Annotated in this window: 19 protein-coding genes; 16 read left to right on the forward strand and 3 right to left on the reverse strand. The window is 56.0% G+C overall.

Annotated elements, in window-relative coordinates; translation table 11 throughout:
• The first annotated feature begins 1 nt into the window (after position 1).
• From trpC to BLU70_RS11265, 9 genes are all read left to right on the forward strand, one after another.
• Positions 2 to 811 carry an indole-3-glycerol phosphate synthase TrpC gene (gene trpC, locus BLU70_RS11225; RefSeq protein WP_006447532.1) on the forward strand — a complete coding sequence of 270 codons (810 nt, stop codon included), beginning with the start codon at positions 2 to 4 and terminating at the stop codon, positions 809 to 811.
• Positions 808 to 1,491 (forward strand): phosphoribosylanthranilate isomerase, encoded by a 684-nt coding sequence (locus BLU70_RS11230; protein WP_074693508.1) that lies wholly within the window; start codon positions 808 to 810, stop codon positions 1,489 to 1,491. The genes trpC and BLU70_RS11230 overlap by 4 nt, the downstream gene beginning before the upstream one ends.
• Positions 1,481 to 2,698 (forward strand): tryptophan synthase subunit beta, encoded by a 1,218-nt coding sequence (trpB, locus tag BLU70_RS11235; RefSeq protein ID WP_006447534.1) that lies wholly within the window; start codon positions 1,481 to 1,483, stop codon positions 2,696 to 2,698. Before BLU70_RS11230 ends, trpB begins: the two co-directional genes overlap by 11 nt.
• The gene (trpA, locus tag BLU70_RS11240; protein WP_040290050.1) at positions 2,682 to 3,476 is read left to right on the forward strand and encodes a tryptophan synthase subunit alpha; all 795 of its coding nucleotides are present in this window, start codon (positions 2,682 to 2,684) and stop codon (positions 3,474 to 3,476) included. Before trpB ends, trpA begins: the two co-directional genes overlap by 17 nt.
• 108 nt (positions 3,477 to 3,584) lie before the next feature.
• Positions 3,585 to 4,616, forward strand: a complete 1,032-nt coding sequence (aroF, locus tag BLU70_RS11245) for a 3-deoxy-7-phosphoheptulonate synthase (protein ID WP_074693509.1) — start codon at positions 3,585 to 3,587, stop codon at positions 4,614 to 4,616.
• The gene (locus tag BLU70_RS11250) at positions 4,617 to 5,492 is read left to right on the forward strand and encodes a prephenate dehydrogenase (RefSeq protein WP_244885190.1); all 876 of its coding nucleotides are present in this window, start codon (positions 4,617 to 4,619) and stop codon (positions 5,490 to 5,492) included.
• 225 nt (positions 5,493 to 5,717) lie between these two features.
• Complete coding sequence (locus BLU70_RS11255; RefSeq protein ID WP_006447538.1) at positions 5,718 to 7,178, forward strand: DEAD/DEAH box helicase family protein; 1,461 nt, start codon at positions 5,718 to 5,720, stop codon at positions 7,176 to 7,178.
• A gap of 5 nt (positions 7,179 to 7,183) precedes the next feature.
• Positions 7,184 to 8,569, forward strand: coding sequence for a helicase-associated domain-containing protein (locus tag BLU70_RS11260; protein ID WP_074693510.1), 1,386 nt, complete (start codon positions 7,184 to 7,186; stop codon positions 8,567 to 8,569).
• A gap of 153 nt (positions 8,570 to 8,722) precedes the next feature.
• Complete coding sequence (locus BLU70_RS11265; RefSeq protein ID WP_040290052.1) at positions 8,723 to 9,295, forward strand: YpiB family protein; 573 nt, start codon at positions 8,723 to 8,725, stop codon at positions 9,293 to 9,295.
• A 111-nt stretch (positions 9,296 to 9,406) separates the two neighbouring features.
• On the opposite strand, the gene BLU70_RS11270 is transcribed toward BLU70_RS11265, so the two are convergent.
• Both BLU70_RS11270 and BLU70_RS11275 read right to left on the reverse strand, forming a co-directional pair.
• Positions 9,407 to 10,282 carry a YitT family protein gene (locus tag BLU70_RS11270; protein WP_006447542.1) on the reverse strand — a complete coding sequence of 292 codons (876 nt, stop codon included), beginning with the start codon at positions 10,280 to 10,282 and terminating at the stop codon, positions 9,407 to 9,409.
• Positions 10,283 to 10,363: 81 nt separating this feature from the next.
• A complete protein-coding gene (locus tag BLU70_RS11275; protein WP_006447543.1) occupies positions 10,364 to 11,407 on the reverse strand; it encodes a YkvI family membrane protein in 1,044 nt (347 codons plus the stop codon).
• A gap of 177 nt (positions 11,408 to 11,584) precedes the next feature.
• Here BLU70_RS11275 and BLU70_RS11280 point away from each other — a divergent pair, with 177 nt between their 5' ends.
• On the forward strand, positions 11,585 to 12,394 hold the full coding sequence (locus BLU70_RS11280) for an undecaprenyl-diphosphate phosphatase (protein ID WP_040290054.1): 810 nt from the start codon (positions 11,585 to 11,587) through the stop codon (positions 12,392 to 12,394).
• Positions 12,395 to 12,599: 205 nt separating this feature from the next.
• Here BLU70_RS11280 and ylbJ read toward each other — a convergent pair whose 3' ends face one another.
• The gene (gene ylbJ / locus BLU70_RS11285) at positions 12,600 to 13,880 is read right to left on the reverse strand and encodes a sporulation integral membrane protein YlbJ (protein ID WP_284225118.1); all 1,281 of its coding nucleotides are present in this window, start codon (positions 13,878 to 13,880) and stop codon (positions 12,600 to 12,602) included.
• Positions 13,881 to 14,007: 127 nt separating this feature from the next.
• Between ylbJ and BLU70_RS11290 the strand changes: the two genes are divergently transcribed.
• The 6 genes from BLU70_RS11290 to BLU70_RS11315 all read left to right on the forward strand — a co-directional run bounded on the left by BLU70_RS11290 (position 14,008) and on the right by BLU70_RS11315 (position 18,987).
• Complete coding sequence (locus BLU70_RS11290) at positions 14,008 to 14,340, forward strand: nucleotide pyrophosphohydrolase (protein ID WP_074693511.1); 333 nt, start codon at positions 14,008 to 14,010, stop codon at positions 14,338 to 14,340.
• 67 nt (positions 14,341 to 14,407) lie between these two features.
• On the forward strand, positions 14,408 to 14,896 hold the full coding sequence (locus BLU70_RS11295) for a hypothetical protein (RefSeq protein ID WP_074693512.1): 489 nt from the start codon (positions 14,408 to 14,410) through the stop codon (positions 14,894 to 14,896).
• On the forward strand, positions 14,889 to 15,566 hold the full coding sequence (locus tag BLU70_RS11300) for a 4-hydroxy-tetrahydrodipicolinate reductase (RefSeq protein WP_006447548.1): 678 nt from the start codon (positions 14,889 to 14,891) through the stop codon (positions 15,564 to 15,566). The genes BLU70_RS11295 and BLU70_RS11300 overlap by 8 nt, the downstream gene beginning before the upstream one ends.
• 48 nt (positions 15,567 to 15,614) lie before the next feature.
• Positions 15,615 to 16,733: an N-acetyl-alpha-D-glucosaminyl L-malate synthase BshA gene (gene bshA / locus BLU70_RS11305; protein WP_006447549.1), complete on the forward strand. Its 1,119-nt coding sequence runs from the start codon at positions 15,615 to 15,617 to the stop codon at positions 16,731 to 16,733.
• Positions 16,730 to 17,986, forward strand: a complete 1,257-nt coding sequence (locus BLU70_RS11310) for a CCA tRNA nucleotidyltransferase (RefSeq protein ID WP_074693513.1) — start codon at positions 16,730 to 16,732, stop codon at positions 17,984 to 17,986. The genes bshA and BLU70_RS11310 overlap by 4 nt, the downstream gene beginning before the upstream one ends.
• The gene (locus BLU70_RS11315; RefSeq protein ID WP_074693514.1) at positions 17,983 to 18,987 is read left to right on the forward strand and encodes a biotin--[acetyl-CoA-carboxylase] ligase; all 1,005 of its coding nucleotides are present in this window, start codon (positions 17,983 to 17,985) and stop codon (positions 18,985 to 18,987) included. The genes BLU70_RS11310 and BLU70_RS11315 overlap by 4 nt, the downstream gene beginning before the upstream one ends.
• The last annotated feature ends 28 nt before the right edge of the window (positions 18,988 to 19,015 follow it).

Here is a 19,015-nt window from a genome sequence, read left to right on the forward strand (position 1 = left end):
TATGGCGACCATATTGGACAACATTTTGGAGACCAAACGGCAGGAAATTGACCAGTTGCGTCTCGCTGCGAATATAGGAAAGCTTGTGCGTACGCGAACGACGCCATACCGGTCTTTGCGACAACGGCTTGTCGAACGTGGAAAATTAGGCGTTATCGCAGAAATTAAGCGCAAAAGCCCATCGAAGGGTACAATTCAAACACAGGTCGACCCGGTTGCGCGTGCACAGGTGTACGAGCGAGCAGGAGCGGCCGCCATTTCGGTCTTAACGGATCGAGAATACTTTCAAGGTACGATTGACGACTTGCGGGCAGTTCGGGAGTGCGTGGCCATACCCGTGTTGCGCAAGGATTTTATCATTGATGAGTTGCAAATCGACGAGGCGGTAGGAGCCGGAGCAGACGTCGTGTTGTTAATTGCAGCGGCAATGCCGCCGGCAAGGCTATCTGAACTCTCCGCATACGCCAAGGCACAAGGCCTCGAAGTGTTGTTAGAAGTTCACAATGCGGACGAAGTCGAGGCGGCTCTCGCGGCAAATCCGAGCATTCTTGGCATTAACAATCGCGACTTGCACACGTTTGAAGTCGATTTGGGCGTCTCGGAAGCCATTTTGCGAGAGCTGCCTGCTGATGTCGTGGTCATTGCCGAGAGTGGGGTTTTTGGCCCTGCGGACGCGAGTCGGATGGCGGCGGCAGGGGCTCGTGGCATTCTCGTCGGTGAGTTGCTCATGCGGCATGCCAATCTTGAGGATGTTGCGACGTGCTTGTCGGAGTTGCAGGTGCCGTATGAGAGCCTGGGGAACATTCGATGAGTGATCGCCCATTTGTAAAAATCTGCGGTCTGCTCCCTGGTGATGATCTCGCCTTCACAAAGGATTCTTGGATCACGCACGTGGGTTTTGTCATGGTACCTTCTTCCCGGCGTTTCGTTACACCAAGAGCGGTTTTAGGCATGGTGGAGCAGGTTCGGGATCAGGTACAGACCGTTGGCGTGTTTTCAAATGCGGATCTCGAGTCGGTTCAGGAGGCCGTCCGCATTGCACACCTCGACGTTGCACAATTGCACGGAAGTGAATCTGTCGAACTTTGCGGCAGTTTGCAAGACGCGGGATGCAAGGTTTGGAAGGCCATCCCGGTACCCCTTCGCAATCCAGATTTAAAGTCCATTCTACAGGCTTGTGCACGCTATATGCCCGTCGTCGATGCGATTTTGCTAGACGCCAAACCGCCAAAAGACGCCGGGGGCGGTGTGACGGGAGGACACGGGGTCGCCTTCGATTGGACTATTTTATCCGATATATGTACGGCTCTTGGTGGATTTCCATTGTGGGTGGCAGGTGGTATTGCACCCGAGAACGTCCACACATTGTTCCGTACCTGTAAACCATATGGAATTGATCTGTCTTCAGGCGTTGAGACGGACGGGCGCAAAGACGCGAAACGGATTGCGCAATTGATAAAGGCGGTGGCGAGCATTGAGTATGCAGAATAACTACGCATTTCCTGACTCAAACGGCCGTTACGGGCAGTTTGGGGGACGGTATGTGCCAGAGACCCTGATGTCGGCTTTGTTGCAATTGGAACAGGATTATCTGCGTTTGCGCGCCGATGCGTCGTTTCAGTCGGAATTGGCCTATTACTTAAAGCAGTATGCAGGGCGCCCTACACCCTTGTATTTTGCCGAACGGCTGACTGAACATCTCGGCGGACCGAAGATTTACTTAAAGCGTGAGGATTTAAACCATACTGGGGCCCACAAAATCAACAACGCCATAGGACAAGGACTGCTTGCATTGCGCACTGGCAAACGGCGGATTATTGCGGAGACGGGCGCTGGACAACACGGTGTTGCCTCCGCGACCATTGCGGCGCGATTTGGCCTTGAGTGTACGGTCTTTATGGGCGAAGAAGATATGCGGCGACAGGCTCTGAACGTATTTCGCATGCGCATGCTAGGTGCAGAGGTCGTCCCGGCGATGAGCGGCACCCGTACCTTAAAGGATGCAACGAACGAGGCCATTCGGCACTGGGTCTCACATGTCGATGACACGCACTACGTCATTGGTTCGGTCGTGGGACCTCACCCATATCCGCAGATTGTACGCGACTTTCAACGCGTGATCGGAGATGAAACGAAAGAACAAATTCTCGAACAGGAAGGACGCTTGCCTGATACGATTGTCGCCTGCGTCGGTGGTGGCAGCAACGCCATGGGTATGTTTTTTCCATTTGTCGAAGATACACAGGTACAGCTTGTTGGCACCGAGGCCGCAGGACATGGTATCCATACGGAACATCACGCGGCCAGCATCAACAAAGGGCGCCCCGGTGTTTTGCACGGCGCTAAGACGATGCTCCTTCAGGATGAATATGGCCAGGTGACGCCTGCACATTCGATTTCGGCAGGACTTGACTATCCGGGAATTGGACCAGAGCATGCGCATTTTGCAGAGAGCGGGCGTGCGACGTACGTGCCGGTGACCGATGAGGAGGCTTTATCGGCGTTTTACCTCTTGTCTAAGTTGGAAGGCATCATCCCGGCGCTCGAGAGCGCCCATGCCATCGCGTATGTGGTACGTGAGGCACAGCGCATGCCCAAGGACAGCATTGTCGTCATCTGTCTGTCAGGCCGCGGCGATAAGGATGTCGAGCAGGTGGCGCACATGGAAGGAGGGCTCGCTGATGGAGCGAATTCGTGATGCATTTGCTTCCCTTGGCTCGAACCGGGCATTGATTCCGTTTATCGTCGCTGGCGATCCGGACTATGCAACATCTCTCGCCATTGCCCGTGCCATTCTGGAATCGGGTGCAGACATGCTCGAAATTGGTTTTCCGTATTCAGATCCGTTGGCCGATGGCCCGGTCATCCAGGCTGCGGCCCTGCGTAGTCTGAATCGCGGGTGTCAGCTTCCGGACTGTTTCCGTCTCGTGCAAGACTTGCGCAAGGAGACGAACAAGCCGCTCATCGCGTTTACGTATGTCAATCCATTGATGCAGTACGGTGCAACGCGGTTTTTTGCTGAACTTGCCCAAGCAGGCGGTGACGGCGTGATCGTGCCCGACGTACCGCTCGAGGAAGCCCCTGATTTGGCGAATGCTGCAGAGAAACAAGGCATTGCCTGGATACCGCTTGTTGCCCCGACGTCAGGAGAACATCGCGTTCAAGCGATCGCGCAACAGGCTCGCGGCTTTGTTTACTGCGTTTCGTCGCTGGGCGTCACGGGTGAGCGCAGTGCCATTTCCACACAGGTGGAGTCGTTGGTGCAAGCCGTCAAACGCCATACGAATTTACCGGCCTGCGTCGGTTTCGGTGTTAGTACTCCAGATCACGTGCGTGAAATCGCCGGCTATGCGGATGGCGTGATCGTCGGGAGCGCCTACGTGCGGCGGATTGGCGACGCGGCAAGTGGTGGTGGCGACGCCATCGACATGGTCAGCCATTTCACGATGAGCTTGAAAGACGCGTGCCGTGGTTAATCCGTACCGTTTAACCATTGTCCATCTCTTAAAACGTGTGATAGACTTTTCAAACAATTATGTATGCAGTTGTGCTTGAAGGCGCGCGATTGCGAAGGAGAGAGAACCATGATTGTCGTCATGAAGGAGGGCGCGTCGAAATCTGAAATCGAGCGCGTCATGCAACTGTTACAGAGCAAGGGACTTGGGACACATCTTTCCGAGGGCGTAGAAATGACGGTTATTGGTGTCATCGGACAAAAGGAAAAGGTGCGCGAATTAGGCATCGAAGGCTTGCCTGGGGTCGAAAAAATCGTTTCCGTCAGCTATCCTTTTAAGCTGGCCAGCCGGCCATTCCATCCGGATAACACGACCATTGAAATTTTAGGTCATGTCGTAGGCGGTGATGAGCCGACGATTATCGCTGGCCCGTGTTCCGTCGAGTCCAAGGAGGGCCTGATTGAGATCGCTCAGGCAATAAAGGCCAGCGGCGCACACATGTTGCGTGGTGGCGCGTTTAAACCGCGGTCGTCCCCGTATTCCTTCCAGGGACTTGGCGAAGAAGGACTGAAGTACCTGGCCGCTGCGCGCGAGGCGACAGGCTTAGCCGTGGTATCCGAGATCATGGAGCCAGGCTTGGTCGATCTCGTTATCGATTATGTCGATGTCTTGCAGATTGGCGCGCGCAATATGCAAAACTACGCCTTGCTGAAGGCGGTTGGCAAGACGAATCGCCCTGTGCTGCTCAAACGGGGCTTTTCAAATACGATCGAAGAGTGGCTGATGTCCGCAGAATATATTCTGTCTGAAGGCAATCCGAACGTCATCTTGTGTGAACGCGGTATTCGCACCTTTGAAACCTATACGCGAAACACCTTGGACTTAAACGCCATTCCCGTGGTTCAGCACCTTTCGCATTTGCCGGTACTTGTCGATCCAAGCCACGGTATTGGCCATTCGCGCTATGTGACGGCCATGGCACGCGCAGGTGTGGCTGCTGGGGCCGCGGGCGTGATCGTAGAGGTGCACAAGAAACCGGAAGAAGCGTGGTCGGATGGCAACCAAACCATCACGCTGGAAGAGTTTGATCGATTAGCCAAACAGGTTCGAGATACGCATCGCTTGGTTCGTGAATATCAACTGGAAGCGAGTCGGAGCTGAGTGAGCAGTCACTTTAAACGCGTGTTGGTGATTGGGGCGGGGCTCATAGGTACATCCATGGCCCTCGCCCTTCGCCGTGCCTACGGAACCATCTTGGTTGATGCCGTCGAACGACACGACCAATACCGTAGCGAGGCGCAAAGATTGGGCGTCTTTCATCACGTATGGCCGGATATCGCGGCTGTGTCACCCGACTATGAGCTTGCCGTGCTCGCGATACCTTCGCGGGCAGCTTGTGATCTCGCGGAAACGGTCAGTGAACTGGCGAATTGGACGATGGACGTGTGCAGCATTAAACGGCCAATTGTCGATGTGTTTTCGCGGCTCATGGCAAACGGCAGGCAGTGCGTACCGACGCATCCGATGGCGGGAAAGGCGAACGGAGGACCCGGATTTGCTGATGCCGATTTATTCGTTGGGCGTCCTTGGCTCTTCCTGGAGACCCATCCGGCACCGCTAGAATTGGAGCACATGGTGGTGGACCTAGGTGCAATCCCAACCTACGTTCGTTGTGCGGACGATCACGATCGCAATCTCGCCTATCTCAGTCACGGCATCCATGTGACTTCGCTCGCTGCAATGCAAGCGGCAACGGGAGTCGACTGTGATGTGGCCGCGAGGATTGCAGGGCCGGCGTTTTGGGATATCACACGGCTTGCAGCTTCCCCAAGCGCATTTTGGGTAGACACACTCCTCGACAACCGCGATTTTGTGTTAGGCTACCTAGACCGGCTGCAGGCGCAGGTTCGCCAGTTTGCAGAAGCACTGCGGGCGGGGAATGCGGAGTCCTTGCGCGAATTGCTGGATCAAGCGCGGGCGTCTCGAGAGTGTGTCGAGTCTGCTCGCGACAAGGCGAGAAACGAGACTAGTGACTAACCTGAAAAAACACTGTAAACGTGGTATTGACAGCGTTTACAGACGGGTGTATTCTTATAGCCGAAGGGTGTTATGTTCTGATTTCTCTCCACTCCTAGCAGAATCTCCTGTTTGGGAATCCGTGAAAGCGGATTCCTCCTTTTTTTTGTCGCCACGGATGCATACATCTTCTTGTTTGCAAAATCCTAAGCTTGTATACAGCCCAGATATGCCCAGGAGGTCGACATGGTTGTCTTTCCGCAGGCGGATGGCCGATTGTATGTCTCTCGTTCGCTGGATCGCTCAGGTCACTTAGAAACCAACCATTCGTCTCTCACACTGGATGATTTCGCGCAACCCATTCAGTTTTTTGACGAGGTAACCGTCTATCAGGTTTCCCCACTGCGATTGCGAGAACTGGCTCGCGGTGGACGCTCTGCCGGCGATGTCCTGCAGTACCTGCGTCAGATTGCACAAGCACCGATACCGATTCAGGTACAGCACACCATTATCGCAGAAATGAAGTCTGCATCGCTTGCATCGCCGGAACCTACGGTAAAGGTGACGCCGGCAGCCGAATTGGCCATCGACTTGCGCCAAGAAAAGGCGTTGCGCGCGTATCAGTACAACGCGGTGCAGGCGTTTCTGAACGGTCCGGCGCATGGCGTGATCGTCTTGCCTTGCGGCGCCGGCAAGACCGTGGTTGGAACGGCCATTCTTGCAAGCCTGCGCATGCCGACGTTGATTCTCGCTCCTAATGAGGCCGCATGTGAACAGTGGAAACAACACCTGCTTGCGTGGACCACGCTGTCCGAGTGCGATCTCGATGTGCATGCCGACAACCCAGACAAACCTGTCGCGATTGCGACCTATGGCCGTTTGGTCGCGCGTGATCGAAAGGGTCAGCTGCGTCGCTTGGAGCGCTATCGCCAACGAGGTTTTGCGTTGGTGATTTACGACGAAGTCCATACGTTACCTGCCCGATGGTTTCGGCTTACATCCGAACTTGCGGCCGCACGAAAACTCGGGCTGAGTGCGACGCTCGTTCGAGAAGACGGGCGCGTTGGGGATGTACTGTCACTCGTTGGGCCGGTCGTCTTTCAGACGCAGGCGCGCGATTTAACGGACTCCGGACATTTGGCGCCTGTACGTTGCGTGGAAGTTCGGGTTCCGCTTATTGGACGCGACAGACAAGACTATGAAAGAGGAAGTGCGGCGGACAAGCACCGGATTGCGGCACAGAACCCTTCTAAATTGGATGCCGCAACAGAGATTTGTGCATTACATCGCGCAGAGCGCACCCTCGTGATGGGGTACTACACATCACCGCTACACGAGCTTGCGAATCGCTTGCGCGTCCCCGTCATCGATGGTCGCACTCTTCATTCCGAACGGCTGCGCCTGTACAACGAATTTCGTGCCGGTGGCCTACCTGTCCTCATCGTGTCCAGAGTGGCGAATGCGGCCATCGACCTGCCATCCGCGACGATCGCTGTGCAATTGTCGGGTCTGTATGGTTCCCGTCAGGAAGAGGCCCAACGGCTTGGGCGAATCCTCCGCCCCAACGGCAAGCAAGCGATTTTTTATTCGCTTGTGAGCGACCAAACGGTCGAAGTCAGACGCGCTTTTCACCGCCAAAGCTACTTGGTTGAACAAGGATATACGTATGAAATCGTTGCCGTCGACGCGTTGTACCAAGGAGGTTGAAGCACATGAGGCTGAGCGAGTGTCTAAACCATGCGTCCATTTCCACACTGCAAGCCATTGCCCAAAACTTACAGCTGTCGTGCACGATGTACTCGAAGCTCGATCTGGTGCAATCCATTTTGGAATCGCTACGAAATCCTTTATCTTTGGCGGAACAATTGGATCAATGGCATGAAGAATGGGGTGTTTCGCTGAGGCGGATCGCTCTGCATCGGCGCAATGTTTTTGCCAAAGAAGAGATCGAACATCTTTTGGCCTCGGCTGGCCATGACACCGTCAATGGCCTTCAGAAAGCCCTAGCTCAAGGCTGGTTGTTTTTACAAAACGATTCTTCACGTCGGCGCTATTACATCGTCCCCAAAGACATACAGATGGCCCTGCGCGATGATTTTCAGCGTCGTTGGCGCGCGCAGGTTCGGGTACGCACGGACGATCCGCTCGTGCAAGTGGATGAAGGGATGGCCGCGCTGCATGATTTACACACCCTCTTACAGTACGTTCAGCAGCGCGAAGTGCGGTTGACCGCAAGTGGGGCCATGTATAAACGGCATGTACAACAATTGATGGAACTCTTTGAAGTCGAGGAGTCCATTGAATTGCCGCAATGGAGGTTTGGCTATGGCCGCCGCACGTACGACTACCCGGATCGTCTCGCATTGTTGTACGACTTTGCCTACGACGAAGGCATCGTGATCGAGCGTCAAGATGAGCGGTTGACCGTCGATCCCGCTCGCTTGTCGGACTTTCTTACTCTGGGTCGCAAGACCCAATTGCGGCGGCTTTTGCAGTTTTACGTGCGCACCTATCGGCGGCCGATTCCTCGACTGTACGACATCATGGAGACCATCCGGTTACTGGCGGATGTGTGGACTTCGAATACGTCTCTGTATGCGATTTGTGCGCCACAGATACAGGCTTTTTATTACGACCAGCCGACGGACGTCTGGGATCAGCGGGTTGTCAAGATGTTGGTCCATCTTGGTGTGGCCAGGATTGGTTATGATGACGATTCAGGGGAGCGATGGTTTCAAATCACAAAACTCGGTCAAGAATTACTAACACAGGACGAAGCCGATTTGCCAGACGAGCTAACTTACCAGCAAGCGGCTCTGGTTGTGCAGCCTAACTTTGAGATTGTGGTCATGGTGCCGGATGCCCGGATGGAGGCTCAAATTGCCGAATTCGCGGAACTGAAGAGCAGTGGGGCCTTGCGGGTGTATCGAATCCTCGATCGGACGGTCGAAAGGGGCTTGTCGCTTGGGCGAGACTTCGAGGCGTGGCGAGCGCTTTTGGCCACACGCGGAATGGCGCCGATACCTGTCAACGTCGATCGCATGCTCGCCGAGTGGGTGGGACGCGGAGGTGTTCAAGCGGCCGGACTAGGTTCTTAGATTGTCACGGCAGTTGTAGAGCCTCGTGAAAAAGCGACGAGTGCAGGAAAAGAAGGCAAAGCCACCGAATAGAATGAACAAACAATTCTTAAGTTTGCTGGTGCTGCTCGCTGGACGCTTCGGAGACTTCGTGAAGCAGGGAGGAGAATGGCTATGGGAACCATCGTGACCGTTGCTGAAAAGAAACATTTTCTGCGCTGGTTTCTGGCCAATTACGATTTGCAAAGTCGTGAGGCGGAAATGCTGCTGCGCTATATGATGACGCGTGAAAACGTGTTGCAACGCGTTCATTTCGTCGATAACTTCCGTCACTTTTCGCGCGTCATCGTCGTCTCGACAACCTGTGTGCATGTCGCTCCTTTCCGCTACTATCGCCGCAATAAGCCGGTGACTACCGATGTGGAACAGGCGTTTATGGATCTGTATCAGCATCCAGATGAGGACATCTATGTAGGACTATTCTTCAAAGACCGTTCATCTTGCCCTGAATTTGCGTCTGTTCTCGAAGAGCCCGTGCGCACGGACATGGATCCGGCGATGCGCGAAATGCTATCCTTGCAGGCCGAGTGGGTCATTGATCAGGCCTTGCGCGCCCACCGCCGCGAGGAATTGATGCGAGCAGTCGACGATGCATTGGATTCGGGGGATAGGGCGGCGTTTCTCATCGCGAGCCAGCGGCTCATCGCGTTTGATCAAGGTGAATTGACAGCCGCCTCATCTCTGTAAACCGCTGTGGCAAATCGCAGTCTGTAACCATCAGGTGTCCGGCTGCGGCTGGACACCTTTTGTCGATGTCGCGCGCGATCCACGCGGGCCTGCGCACTGGCTCTCCCTTAATCACGAAAAGAGTTTACGGCGGCGGCGTGCAACGGATGAGGGTTCTCCGTCGTATGTAAAGCCTTCTCCCAGCACTTCGTGTACAGGGTTGACGGTAACGAATGCGGTCGGATCGACCTCCGAGATGATTCGCTGGACGCGCATGACTTCCTCCCGCGACACGACACAATAGATGACCTGGCGAGCTGTGCCTGTGTAGCCCCCACGCGCTTGTAGCAAGGTCGTACCGCGGTCTAATTGCTTGTGAATTTCGGCCGCAATTTCTTCGTGTTTGTCCGAAACAATCATGACCGCTCGTCCACTCGATGCCCCTTCAATCACAAAGTCGATCACGCGGCTCGACACAAACAGTGCGACGAGTGAGTACATCGCGACTTCCTTACCGATGATCACCATGACGAGCAGGATGACGATGAAGTCGATGGCGAACAGCGTTTTGCCCATGCCGAGCCCTCGGTAGTGGCGCAGAATGCGAGCGATGATGTCCGAACCCCCGGTTGTTCCCCCTGTACGAAAGATGAGGCCAAGGCCAATACCTGTGATCACGCCGGCATAGAGCGCGGCGAGCAGCGGATCGTGCGTCGGCACTTGTAGATGCCTCGTCGCTTCCGTGAACACGGACACGCCGATGACGCCAACCGCCGTTTTGAGGACAAATTCATGTCCAAACAGCCGCCAGGCGACGATAAGCAACGGGATGTTCAAGATAAAAAATGACACGCCAACCTGAATATGCAACTTGTACAAGAGTAGCAGTGAGACGCCGACAAAGCCACCTTCCGCGAGGTGGTTGGCGACAAGAAAGCCGTTGAGGCCAAGCGAATAAATGAATGCGCCAAGGACAATCATGAACCATTGGACCGATTTTTGAACCATCCTCTGGACCCCTTTGAAACATCGCTCATCACCGAGTCAATGTCACCTGAGTTCCATGGTATTATACGGGCTTAGGCCAAATTACCGCAATCTTGCTCGTGCCATCACGAGCATGCTTAAGAACCAAAGCGATACCCACCCGAAGGCGGTGTATGCATACGCCACGATGGCGCGAAAGCCAAAGTGGCTTAACAGCCCTGCTGCCACGAGCGCGATTAGGCTTGCAAGCAACACGTGACGTCGCGATCGCGCAACGGTGGCCGCCATGCTGTAGATGTTGCCGACGAGCGTCGAATAGATTTCGCCAAAGAGAACGGCGATAAACAAGGCGGTCAGCCATCTCGGAAACTGCGCCGCAATATAGCCCATTGGGATGGCATATTCGCCAATCTGGGGCATGTAGGCGAATAAGCTGAACGCGACACAGGCGAGGAGCCCGCCTAGTCCTAGGGCGCCAAGCAGTGCTCCTTGCGAGAGCACTTTGCGGGAGCGGATTTGCCCACCTAACGGCACGAGCACACCAATGGATAAACCGATGTTCAATGAGGCGTACAGCAAGGCGTTCAACCACACCGGCAATCCAAATTGATTGGTAATACCAAGCGGGTGAAACGCGTGTTCGAAGCCGTTTCTGAAAAGTGCAGTGTGTGCTGTAACGAATAGCACAAACGCCGTCAACGATGGGACAATCAAGGTATTGACCTTGAGCAACCCGTTCATGCCAAACATCATCGTCCACATCGTTACCGCAATACCAATGACCACACCAAGCGAGAATGGCAACCCGAGGCGCTCGCGAAACAGTTCTCCTGTACCCGCCAGCATCGCTACCGTCGTACCAAACAACATGACCAAAACCACGCCGTCCATCGCCTGCGCGAGCCGCGGCGGGAACACGTAGGTGGTCAGATCGCGAAACGACTTGGCGCCTAGTTTCGCGCCTAGGGCCATTAGCCGATAACCTAGCCAGGCGAAGACGAGGGTGACAAGTCCAATGGATGCGTAGGCGACCATGCCGTACTGTGCGAAGAATTGATAGATTTCCCGACCTGAAGCAAAGCCCGCGCCAACGACCGTGCCAATGTATACACATGCAACTTGCAGGGTCAGCCATCGCGATCGCATTGTCCATCCCTCCCAAATCCTTCTGAATTTATATGGACACTCTCGCCGAATCATGACGACGTGGACATGTTCCTAGCGCGTCGCCAATATACATCTACTGCGTGTCCAAGCCTGGCCGGGCGGGACCGAAGACAACCGTACATTCGCGCTGCGGCGGCGCGCAAGGAGGATGTTGGGATGACCGCACTTCAAGCAGTGATCATGGGAATTGTCCAAGGGATCACAGAGTTTTTGCCCATCAGCAGTTCCGGCCATATCGTGTTATTCGAAAAACTGATGCACGTGCAAGTGGAACAGGATACCTTGTTCATCTTGCTCCTACACATCGGAACGCTGATGGCAGTCGCATATGCGATGCGCAAAGAAGTGGTTTGGCTGTGGAAACACCCGAGGTCTCGCGTAACGTGGATGGTCCTGGTGGCGTTGCTGCCCACCGCAGTGATTGGTGCCTTGTGCGAGGAATGGTTTGATAACCTGTTTGAGTCGGGCGTGACGATTGGCCTCGAGTTCGTCGTGACCGGTATCATCTTGTGGTGGATCGACTCCATTGAGGCCGGACCAAAGACAGAATCGTCCATGGCGCTAGCCGATAGCCTGTGGATTGGCACATTGCAAGGCATCGCCATCCTGCCAGCACTGTCCCGTTCCGGGTTGACGATCGCCGGCGGCTTATGGCGCGGTATGGATCGCATGGCGGCGACGCGGTTTTCGTTTTTGTTATCGATCCCGGCGATTCTCGGCGGCACGCTGGTTAAGCTCGACGACATCGTCGAGGCACCGGCAAAGGCGTTGATGTTACCATGGGGAGAGATGCTGTTGGGCGCACTGGCGGCGGCGGTTGCAGGGTACTTCTCCGTTCGCTGGACGACGTGGCTGGTGGCGCGTTGCAAAATGCGTGTGTTCGCTGTGTATACCTTCGCGATTGCCGCTTTCATCCTGTACGATCAACTGTTCGCTCACCGCTGGTTTCCACCTCTTGTACACTGAGCGCGGAGCAAGCGCACGACGAAGGGCGAACCTGGGGCAGATTTCCCTGGGTTCGCCTTCTTCGTTGGCGAATAAGGACTGGGGGACAGGTAAGGCCATAGCTTTACTGTCCGTTCCGTTGTTCTGTAGACCCATACGAAAACCGGCGGCTCGTGGCATGAGCAGCCGGCTAGGTTACCGTGTGCTGTTTTCTTATACGAGGAGCTTACTTGATGCGGGCGTAAAAGCGGATGATGCGCAGGCGCTTGGCCATGGCAAAGACAAACGAACAAGCGAGCAAGACGACCAACCCCATTAACCATAGAGACAACCCCGATGAAGCGATTTGCCAAAACGAATGCGTTCCTTCCGCTGTCAACACTGCTGTGTGCTCTGTGAGTGGCGCCATCGCTCGTGCGGCTTCGCGGCCCATGCCAGACAGGTAGAGAACGACGGTAATGAGCGCAGCGAGAAATGCGTGCAAAAAGCGCGCGATAAAATACGGTTTCATACGAATATCTGTGTTTGTCAATACGCTTGCCACCTGTGCATGTACGCTCAGCCCGCTCCATGCGATGATCCCGCTGACCAGGGCGAGCCGCTGTAACAGTGGCGCGTGGACCGCTGCAGCCTGGGCGCTGCCGATGTCCAATTCAAGCGCGCCCGCCAACGTTGGACCGACAAGCCCGCCGTGGATATGAAACAGATGGTAAATGAGAGCGACTGGCCAACCAATCACGGCCATAATGCCGCTGATGTGAAGAATTTCGATGAGCACTGCGAAAAACACGATAAACCCAGAGATCATGAGAATGGTCTGAACCGACTCACTTACGGCATTACCAAGAAGTTTGCCGAAGGGACGACCATCTTGTTCCCGTGCGGCCAACATTTCTTGGAATGCACGAACGAGAATGTTGCCTTGGGTACGGATTTCTTCACGCTCCTGCATTTCTTTTAGGTGCGTGGGATCTTTGCGCCCCCAAAACTTAAAAGCCACACCGACGAGGAACGATGAAATGTAGTGTGCGAGAGCGAGTAGACCGCCTAAGGCTGGCGACTTGAACATGCCGACGGCGACTGCGCCAAACATAAATAGCGGATCGGCTGTGTTCGTGAAGGCAAGCAACCGCTCTCCTTCAATCCTCGTACATTGATTGGTTTCGCGGAAACGGGCGGTGATCACAGCGTCCATAGGGTAGCCTGCGGCCAATCCCATCGACAGAGCAAACGCACCAACACCAGGAACGCTAAATAGTGGGCGCATCAGTGGTTCGAGCAACACCCCAAAGCCGCGTACAACTCCCAATCCGAGCAATAATTCGGAAACAATAAAAAATGGGAGTAGCGATGGGATGATGATCTCCCAACAGACTTTCAACCCTTCCATACCCGCTTCATAGCCCGCTTTTGGGTACACGACGAGGGCGAGTGTGAAGATTACAGCCATGGTCGCCAGGATGACCGTGAAAACTCGCCCCTTTTTTTCTTTGCCCAAACGATTCACTCCTTCTTGGCAACCAGTCGGCATGCCGGGCTGGTCCAAAATCGTCCTTACATGCTTATGACAAGCAGGCGCTTTTATGTTTGTGCAAGCTTGTCCGCTATAATGAAGAGTCAAGGGGGACGGGACGATGCACTTGCGGGAAGTACAAGGTCGCGTTGACGCGTACATCAGCCAATTTCGCGAAGGTTACTTTCAGCCGATGACCTTGGTTGTTCGCTTAGCCGAGGAACTGGGAGAATTGGCACGGGAGATCAACCATCACTATGGCGAGAAGCCAAAGAAGAAAGACGAACCCGAAGGCGACATCGCCCTTGAATTGGGGGACTTATTGTTCGTCCTTACCTGCCTTGCGAATCGGCTCGACATTGACATGGAGAAGGCCTTTTTAGCAGTCATGGAGAAGTTTGAAACGCGCGATAAGGATCGCTGGACGCGAATTGGGGAACCGCAACAACCCTAATTGCGACTTAGGCTTTGGTACACACCTTGTCCGGTACGCCTCCGTAAGATGGACGGAGGTGATTTCCATGGACGAGAAGCGGTTTGTTCAATCGGCGTATGCGTACATTTACCTGGGGTTGTACGACGCTGCCCTCGAAGCGTTCGCACGCGCCATTTTGACGAACCCTGACAATCCGGAACTGTACTATCGCGGATCGATCACGGCGCGTCGCAATGATCGCTTACGCTTGGCTGACCACTGGGCCAAACAGGCGGCGCTGATTGCGCCAGGCAATCGATTGTATGCCGAACACTGGCAATCTGTGCATGCGTCGCGGTTGGTCGCCGTCGCTCGCCGGGCTATCGTGCGGGGACGAAAAGCCTTGGCTACGCGCTTACTCGCACAGGCTGCCGTGCTCGATCCGCTCAATCCAGAAGCGAGTCAATTGTTGGCCACCGTTGGGGCTGATGAAAGACTTGTCGCGAAAAGCTACGTACTAGAGAGCGAGGAATCGAACGGTGACAGAACATCCAATACGCGTCGCCATCGCTGGTGCGACGGGGCGCATGGGTAGCACTGCGGTGCAGGCGATTGCCAATGCACAGGGGCTTAGCATCGCCGGTTTGCTTGTACATCGTGCAAACGAGGGCGTACTGGAGAGCCTTGATAGATTCGGACAGGTCTATGTCGATCCGCAAACGCTCATCGACACGGAGCATCCAGACGTGTGGCTGGATCTGACGACACCGAAGTCCGTCGTGCGACACATCGATCTCGCCATCGCTGCGAATATCCGGCCTGTGGTCGGTGCGACTGGCTACAGCGACGCCGATATCGCACGTTGGCAGGCGGAGGCGGCCAAGGCATCGCTAGGCGGGCTCATTTGCCCGAACTTCGCCATCGGCGCACTGTTGATGATGCGCTTCGCAAAAGAGGCCGCACGCTGGATGGAGCGGGCGGAAATCATTGAGCTTCACCACGCGCAAAAACTGGACATGCCCTCTGGTACGTCGCTGCGCACGCGCGACGCGATGGGTGTCGACTACGACGTGCCGATTCATAGCGTGCGCCTACCAGGCCTCGTTGCCCATCAGGAAGTCATTTTCGGGGGTGTCGGGGAAACCTTGACGATTCGCCACGACTCGTTAAGCCGTGAAAGCTTTATGCCTGGCGTATTGCTTGCGTGCCGCAGGGTGGTCGAACTGAACCAGGTTCTTTATGGCCTCGAACACCTGCTTTGGTAGGTCGAGAACGAGAGATGTATCGCGATCGAACAAAAAGGGGGGAGACTTGTGCGGATCGGAATCAGTTGTTATCCGACGGTGGGTGGATCCGGCGCCGTTGCGACGGAGTTGGGTAAGGCTCTCGCCAAGCGCGGGCATGAGGTTCATTTTATCGTCACCGATGTGCCGTTCCGGCTCGGCACATTCGTGGAGCACGTCTACATACACCAGATGGACACCGTCACATATCCCGTTTTGCGTACACCACCATACGATTTCTCCCTGGCCGCTTTGATGGCGAAGGTTATTGACGAGCATCAATTGGATGTACTGCATGCGCACTACGCTCTCCCGTTTGCCGTGTGTGCGCACCTTGCACAGGAAATGGCCCACCACCCGGCTAAGGTTGTCACGACGTTACACGGCACCGATGTGACGGTTCTGGCTCAGGACACGAGCCTTAAACAGGTCATTAAGCTCGGCATCGAGCGAAGTGACGCGGTGACCGCCGTCAGTGAGAGTTTGATTGGGCAGACGCGCGAGCTGTTTGAGACCAATAAGCCTATCCGTTGTGTGTACAACTTTATCGATCCCGATGTCTTTCAGCCCCAGTGTGGGCAATCGGTCCGGAAATCACTGGCGCGACCCGGGGAGCGTGTGCTCTTACATATTTCGAACTTCCGGCCTGTCAAGCGAATTCAAGACGTGATCGACGTCTTTGCGCGTGTGCAGACACAGGTAGCCGCTCGCCTCGTGATGGTCGGCGAAGGCCCGGAGTACAACGAAGCGCGCAACCAAGTTGAACGTCTGCGCCTAGGCGACAAGGTGGACTTTCTCGGTAGACAAGACGAGGTCGCGCCGCTTGTCGCGGCGGCAGATTTGCTTCTGTTGCCGTCCTCGAAGGAAAGTTTCGGGCTCGTGGCGCTCGAAGCCATGGCATGCCAGATCCCCGTGATCGGCACGTTTGCAGGCGGCATCCCGGAGGTCGTATTGCACGGGCAAACTGGATTCCTATCGCCGATTGGGGATGTCGAGGAAATGGCCGCCCACGCTGTCCGACTGTTGACGGACGGCGCGCTCTATCGGCGGTTCGCCGAGGCTTCACGCAGGCGCGCTGTAGAACATTTTCACATCGCGGACAAGGTTGCGGAGTACGAACAACTCTATCGCGAGGTATGTAGCCAATGAAAGAGGGGCGATGGCTCGTCCCCCCCGCCGTACGACCGGTCCTAAAGGCACTTGCCGCCGCCGGACACGACAGTTATCTGGTAGGAGGGGCAGTGCGCGACATCGTGTTGGGACGCTCCCCGCATGATCTCGATGTCGCGACGAGTGCCCGGCCGGAGGAGATCAAACGTCTCTTTGCCCGCACGATTGACACGGGGATTCGCCATGGCACGGTGGCAGTTGGCACCGAAGACGGTTGGATTGAAGTGACGACCTTTCGCTCCGATGGACCCTACCTGGACGGCAGGCATCCGCAATATGTCGTGTTCGAAAGCCGCTTGGAATCGGATCTCGCTCGGCGAGACTTTACCATGAACGCAATGGCGCTCACCATGGATGGCGAGTTGGTCGATCCGTTTGGCGGGCGCAGCGACTTGCAACTCGGCCGCTTGGCCTGTGTCGGAGATCCGCAGCGGCGCTTTCGCGAAGATGGGCTACGTCTGATGCGCGCATTGCGTTTTGCGGTGACCTATGATCTCGAGCTCGCCCCTGCGACGAAAGCTGCTCTCTGGGAGGTATGCGATGCCATTCGCCCGGTGGCCAAAGAGCGGATTGGCCAGGAGCTATTGCGGCTCAGCGAAGGGCATTGGTATCGGCGAATCGAGCTTTTGGCAGGTTGTCCGCTTTGGCAAACGATTGGCGGCCCGCTTGCTCTGTTGCCAATAGCCGTCGCAGCGATTCGCCAACGATATCGCCCGATGCAGGTGGATGCCCCGCCACCGACGGGTCTGCCCGCGATCGCGCTCTGGTACGCCATGGTCGACGGCGGCCCCCAACACGCGTACCAATTGGCGTTGCAGTTTGCGCTAGGGCGACGGCAGGCGCTGTGGTTGCGCGCGGCTACGACACTGATCCAACGACTCGTGTGTGATTCCACGCACAGTTGGTCTGCCGCCGATCTGTTTGCCACCAATCGCGAAGTTGCTCAAGAGGCTGCCTACGCATGCGCCTGGTTGTTTGCCGATACGCCCGAAGTCGTCCGCGGTGCATGGCGTGCCATCGAACAGCAGCCGCTGTGGACCCTGGCCGATCTCGCCGTGAGTGGCCGAGAACTGCAGGCGCTTGGTGCCAATGGCAAAGACATTGGGCGTCTGTTGACGATTCTGCGCGATGCAGTGCTCGCTCGTGAGGTCGCCAATACACGCGAAGCGCTCATGGCGCTGGCGGCTCGCGAACGAGTGCGGCTGCATGCGGAAAAGGGGGAGGAATCATGAACTTCGACGAAAATCCCGTACGAGATCGCCTGATTGCGCTGTTTGCTGAAGCCGCGGGCCCCGTCTCGGGGGAGGAATTGAGTCATGCCCTTGGGCTTTCGCGCACGGCTATCTGGAAACAGATCAAAGCCCTTGAGCAGGTGGGGTTTGCCTTTGCAGCTTCGCCACGCGTGGGCTATCGTGCGGTCACCATTCCGGACGAACTGATGGCTCCGCTCGTCGAGCCCCACTTACCGCTCACAGCTTCATTAGGGCGACCGTTGTTCTGGGCGGCTGAACGTGCGTCGACAAACGTCACTGCACTGGAGTGGGCTGCGCAGGGCCTGCCCCACGGTTCCGTTGTCACGGCCGCCGTGCAGACCGGGGGCAAGGGAAGGCGCGAGCGCGCCTGGGTTTCGCCGCAGGGTGGCATGTGGTTTAGCGTGCTCGTTCGCCAACCGTGTGCGCTCCATCATGCACCCGATCTCACGTTGCTCGCCAGTCTCGCGGTGTGGCGCGCACTGGCCGAAAGCGGCGTTTCTGCGGAGATCAAATGGCCCAACGACATATTGGTGGCCGGGCAAAAGGTTTGTGGCATTCTTGCGCAGATGCGAGCGGATGGCGAATGGGTCGATCACGCTGTGATTGGCATCGGCATCAACGCCAACTTTCCGGCAGAACAGCTGCCCGAGGAGATTCGCCACCGCGCGACGACTATCTTGAGTGCTTGCGGCTTTGCCCTTGAGCGGCCGCGCGTGCTGGCCGCGATTTTGACGGAGCTAGACAGATTGTATCGGGGGCTTGCGACGGGTGAAGGGTTTGCAAGCGTCCGCCGCGAGTGGCTCGCACACTGCCAAACCATCGGTCGCGACGTCGAGGTGGCGATTGGCAACGAAATCGTACGTGGCAAAGCCGTCGATGTCGATGACCAGGGAAGCCTGCTCGTCGAGCTCGCCGATGGGAATGTGCGGCAACTTCATAGTGGCGAGGTGTTGTTCTCGGGTAGCGAGAATCTACGGTGATTCCGAAGCAGGGTTTATGCATAATTGG

Source organism: Alicyclobacillus hesperidum (assembly GCF_900107035.1).
GTDB lineage: Bacteria > Bacillota > Bacilli > Alicyclobacillales > Alicyclobacillaceae > Alicyclobacillus > Alicyclobacillus hesperidum.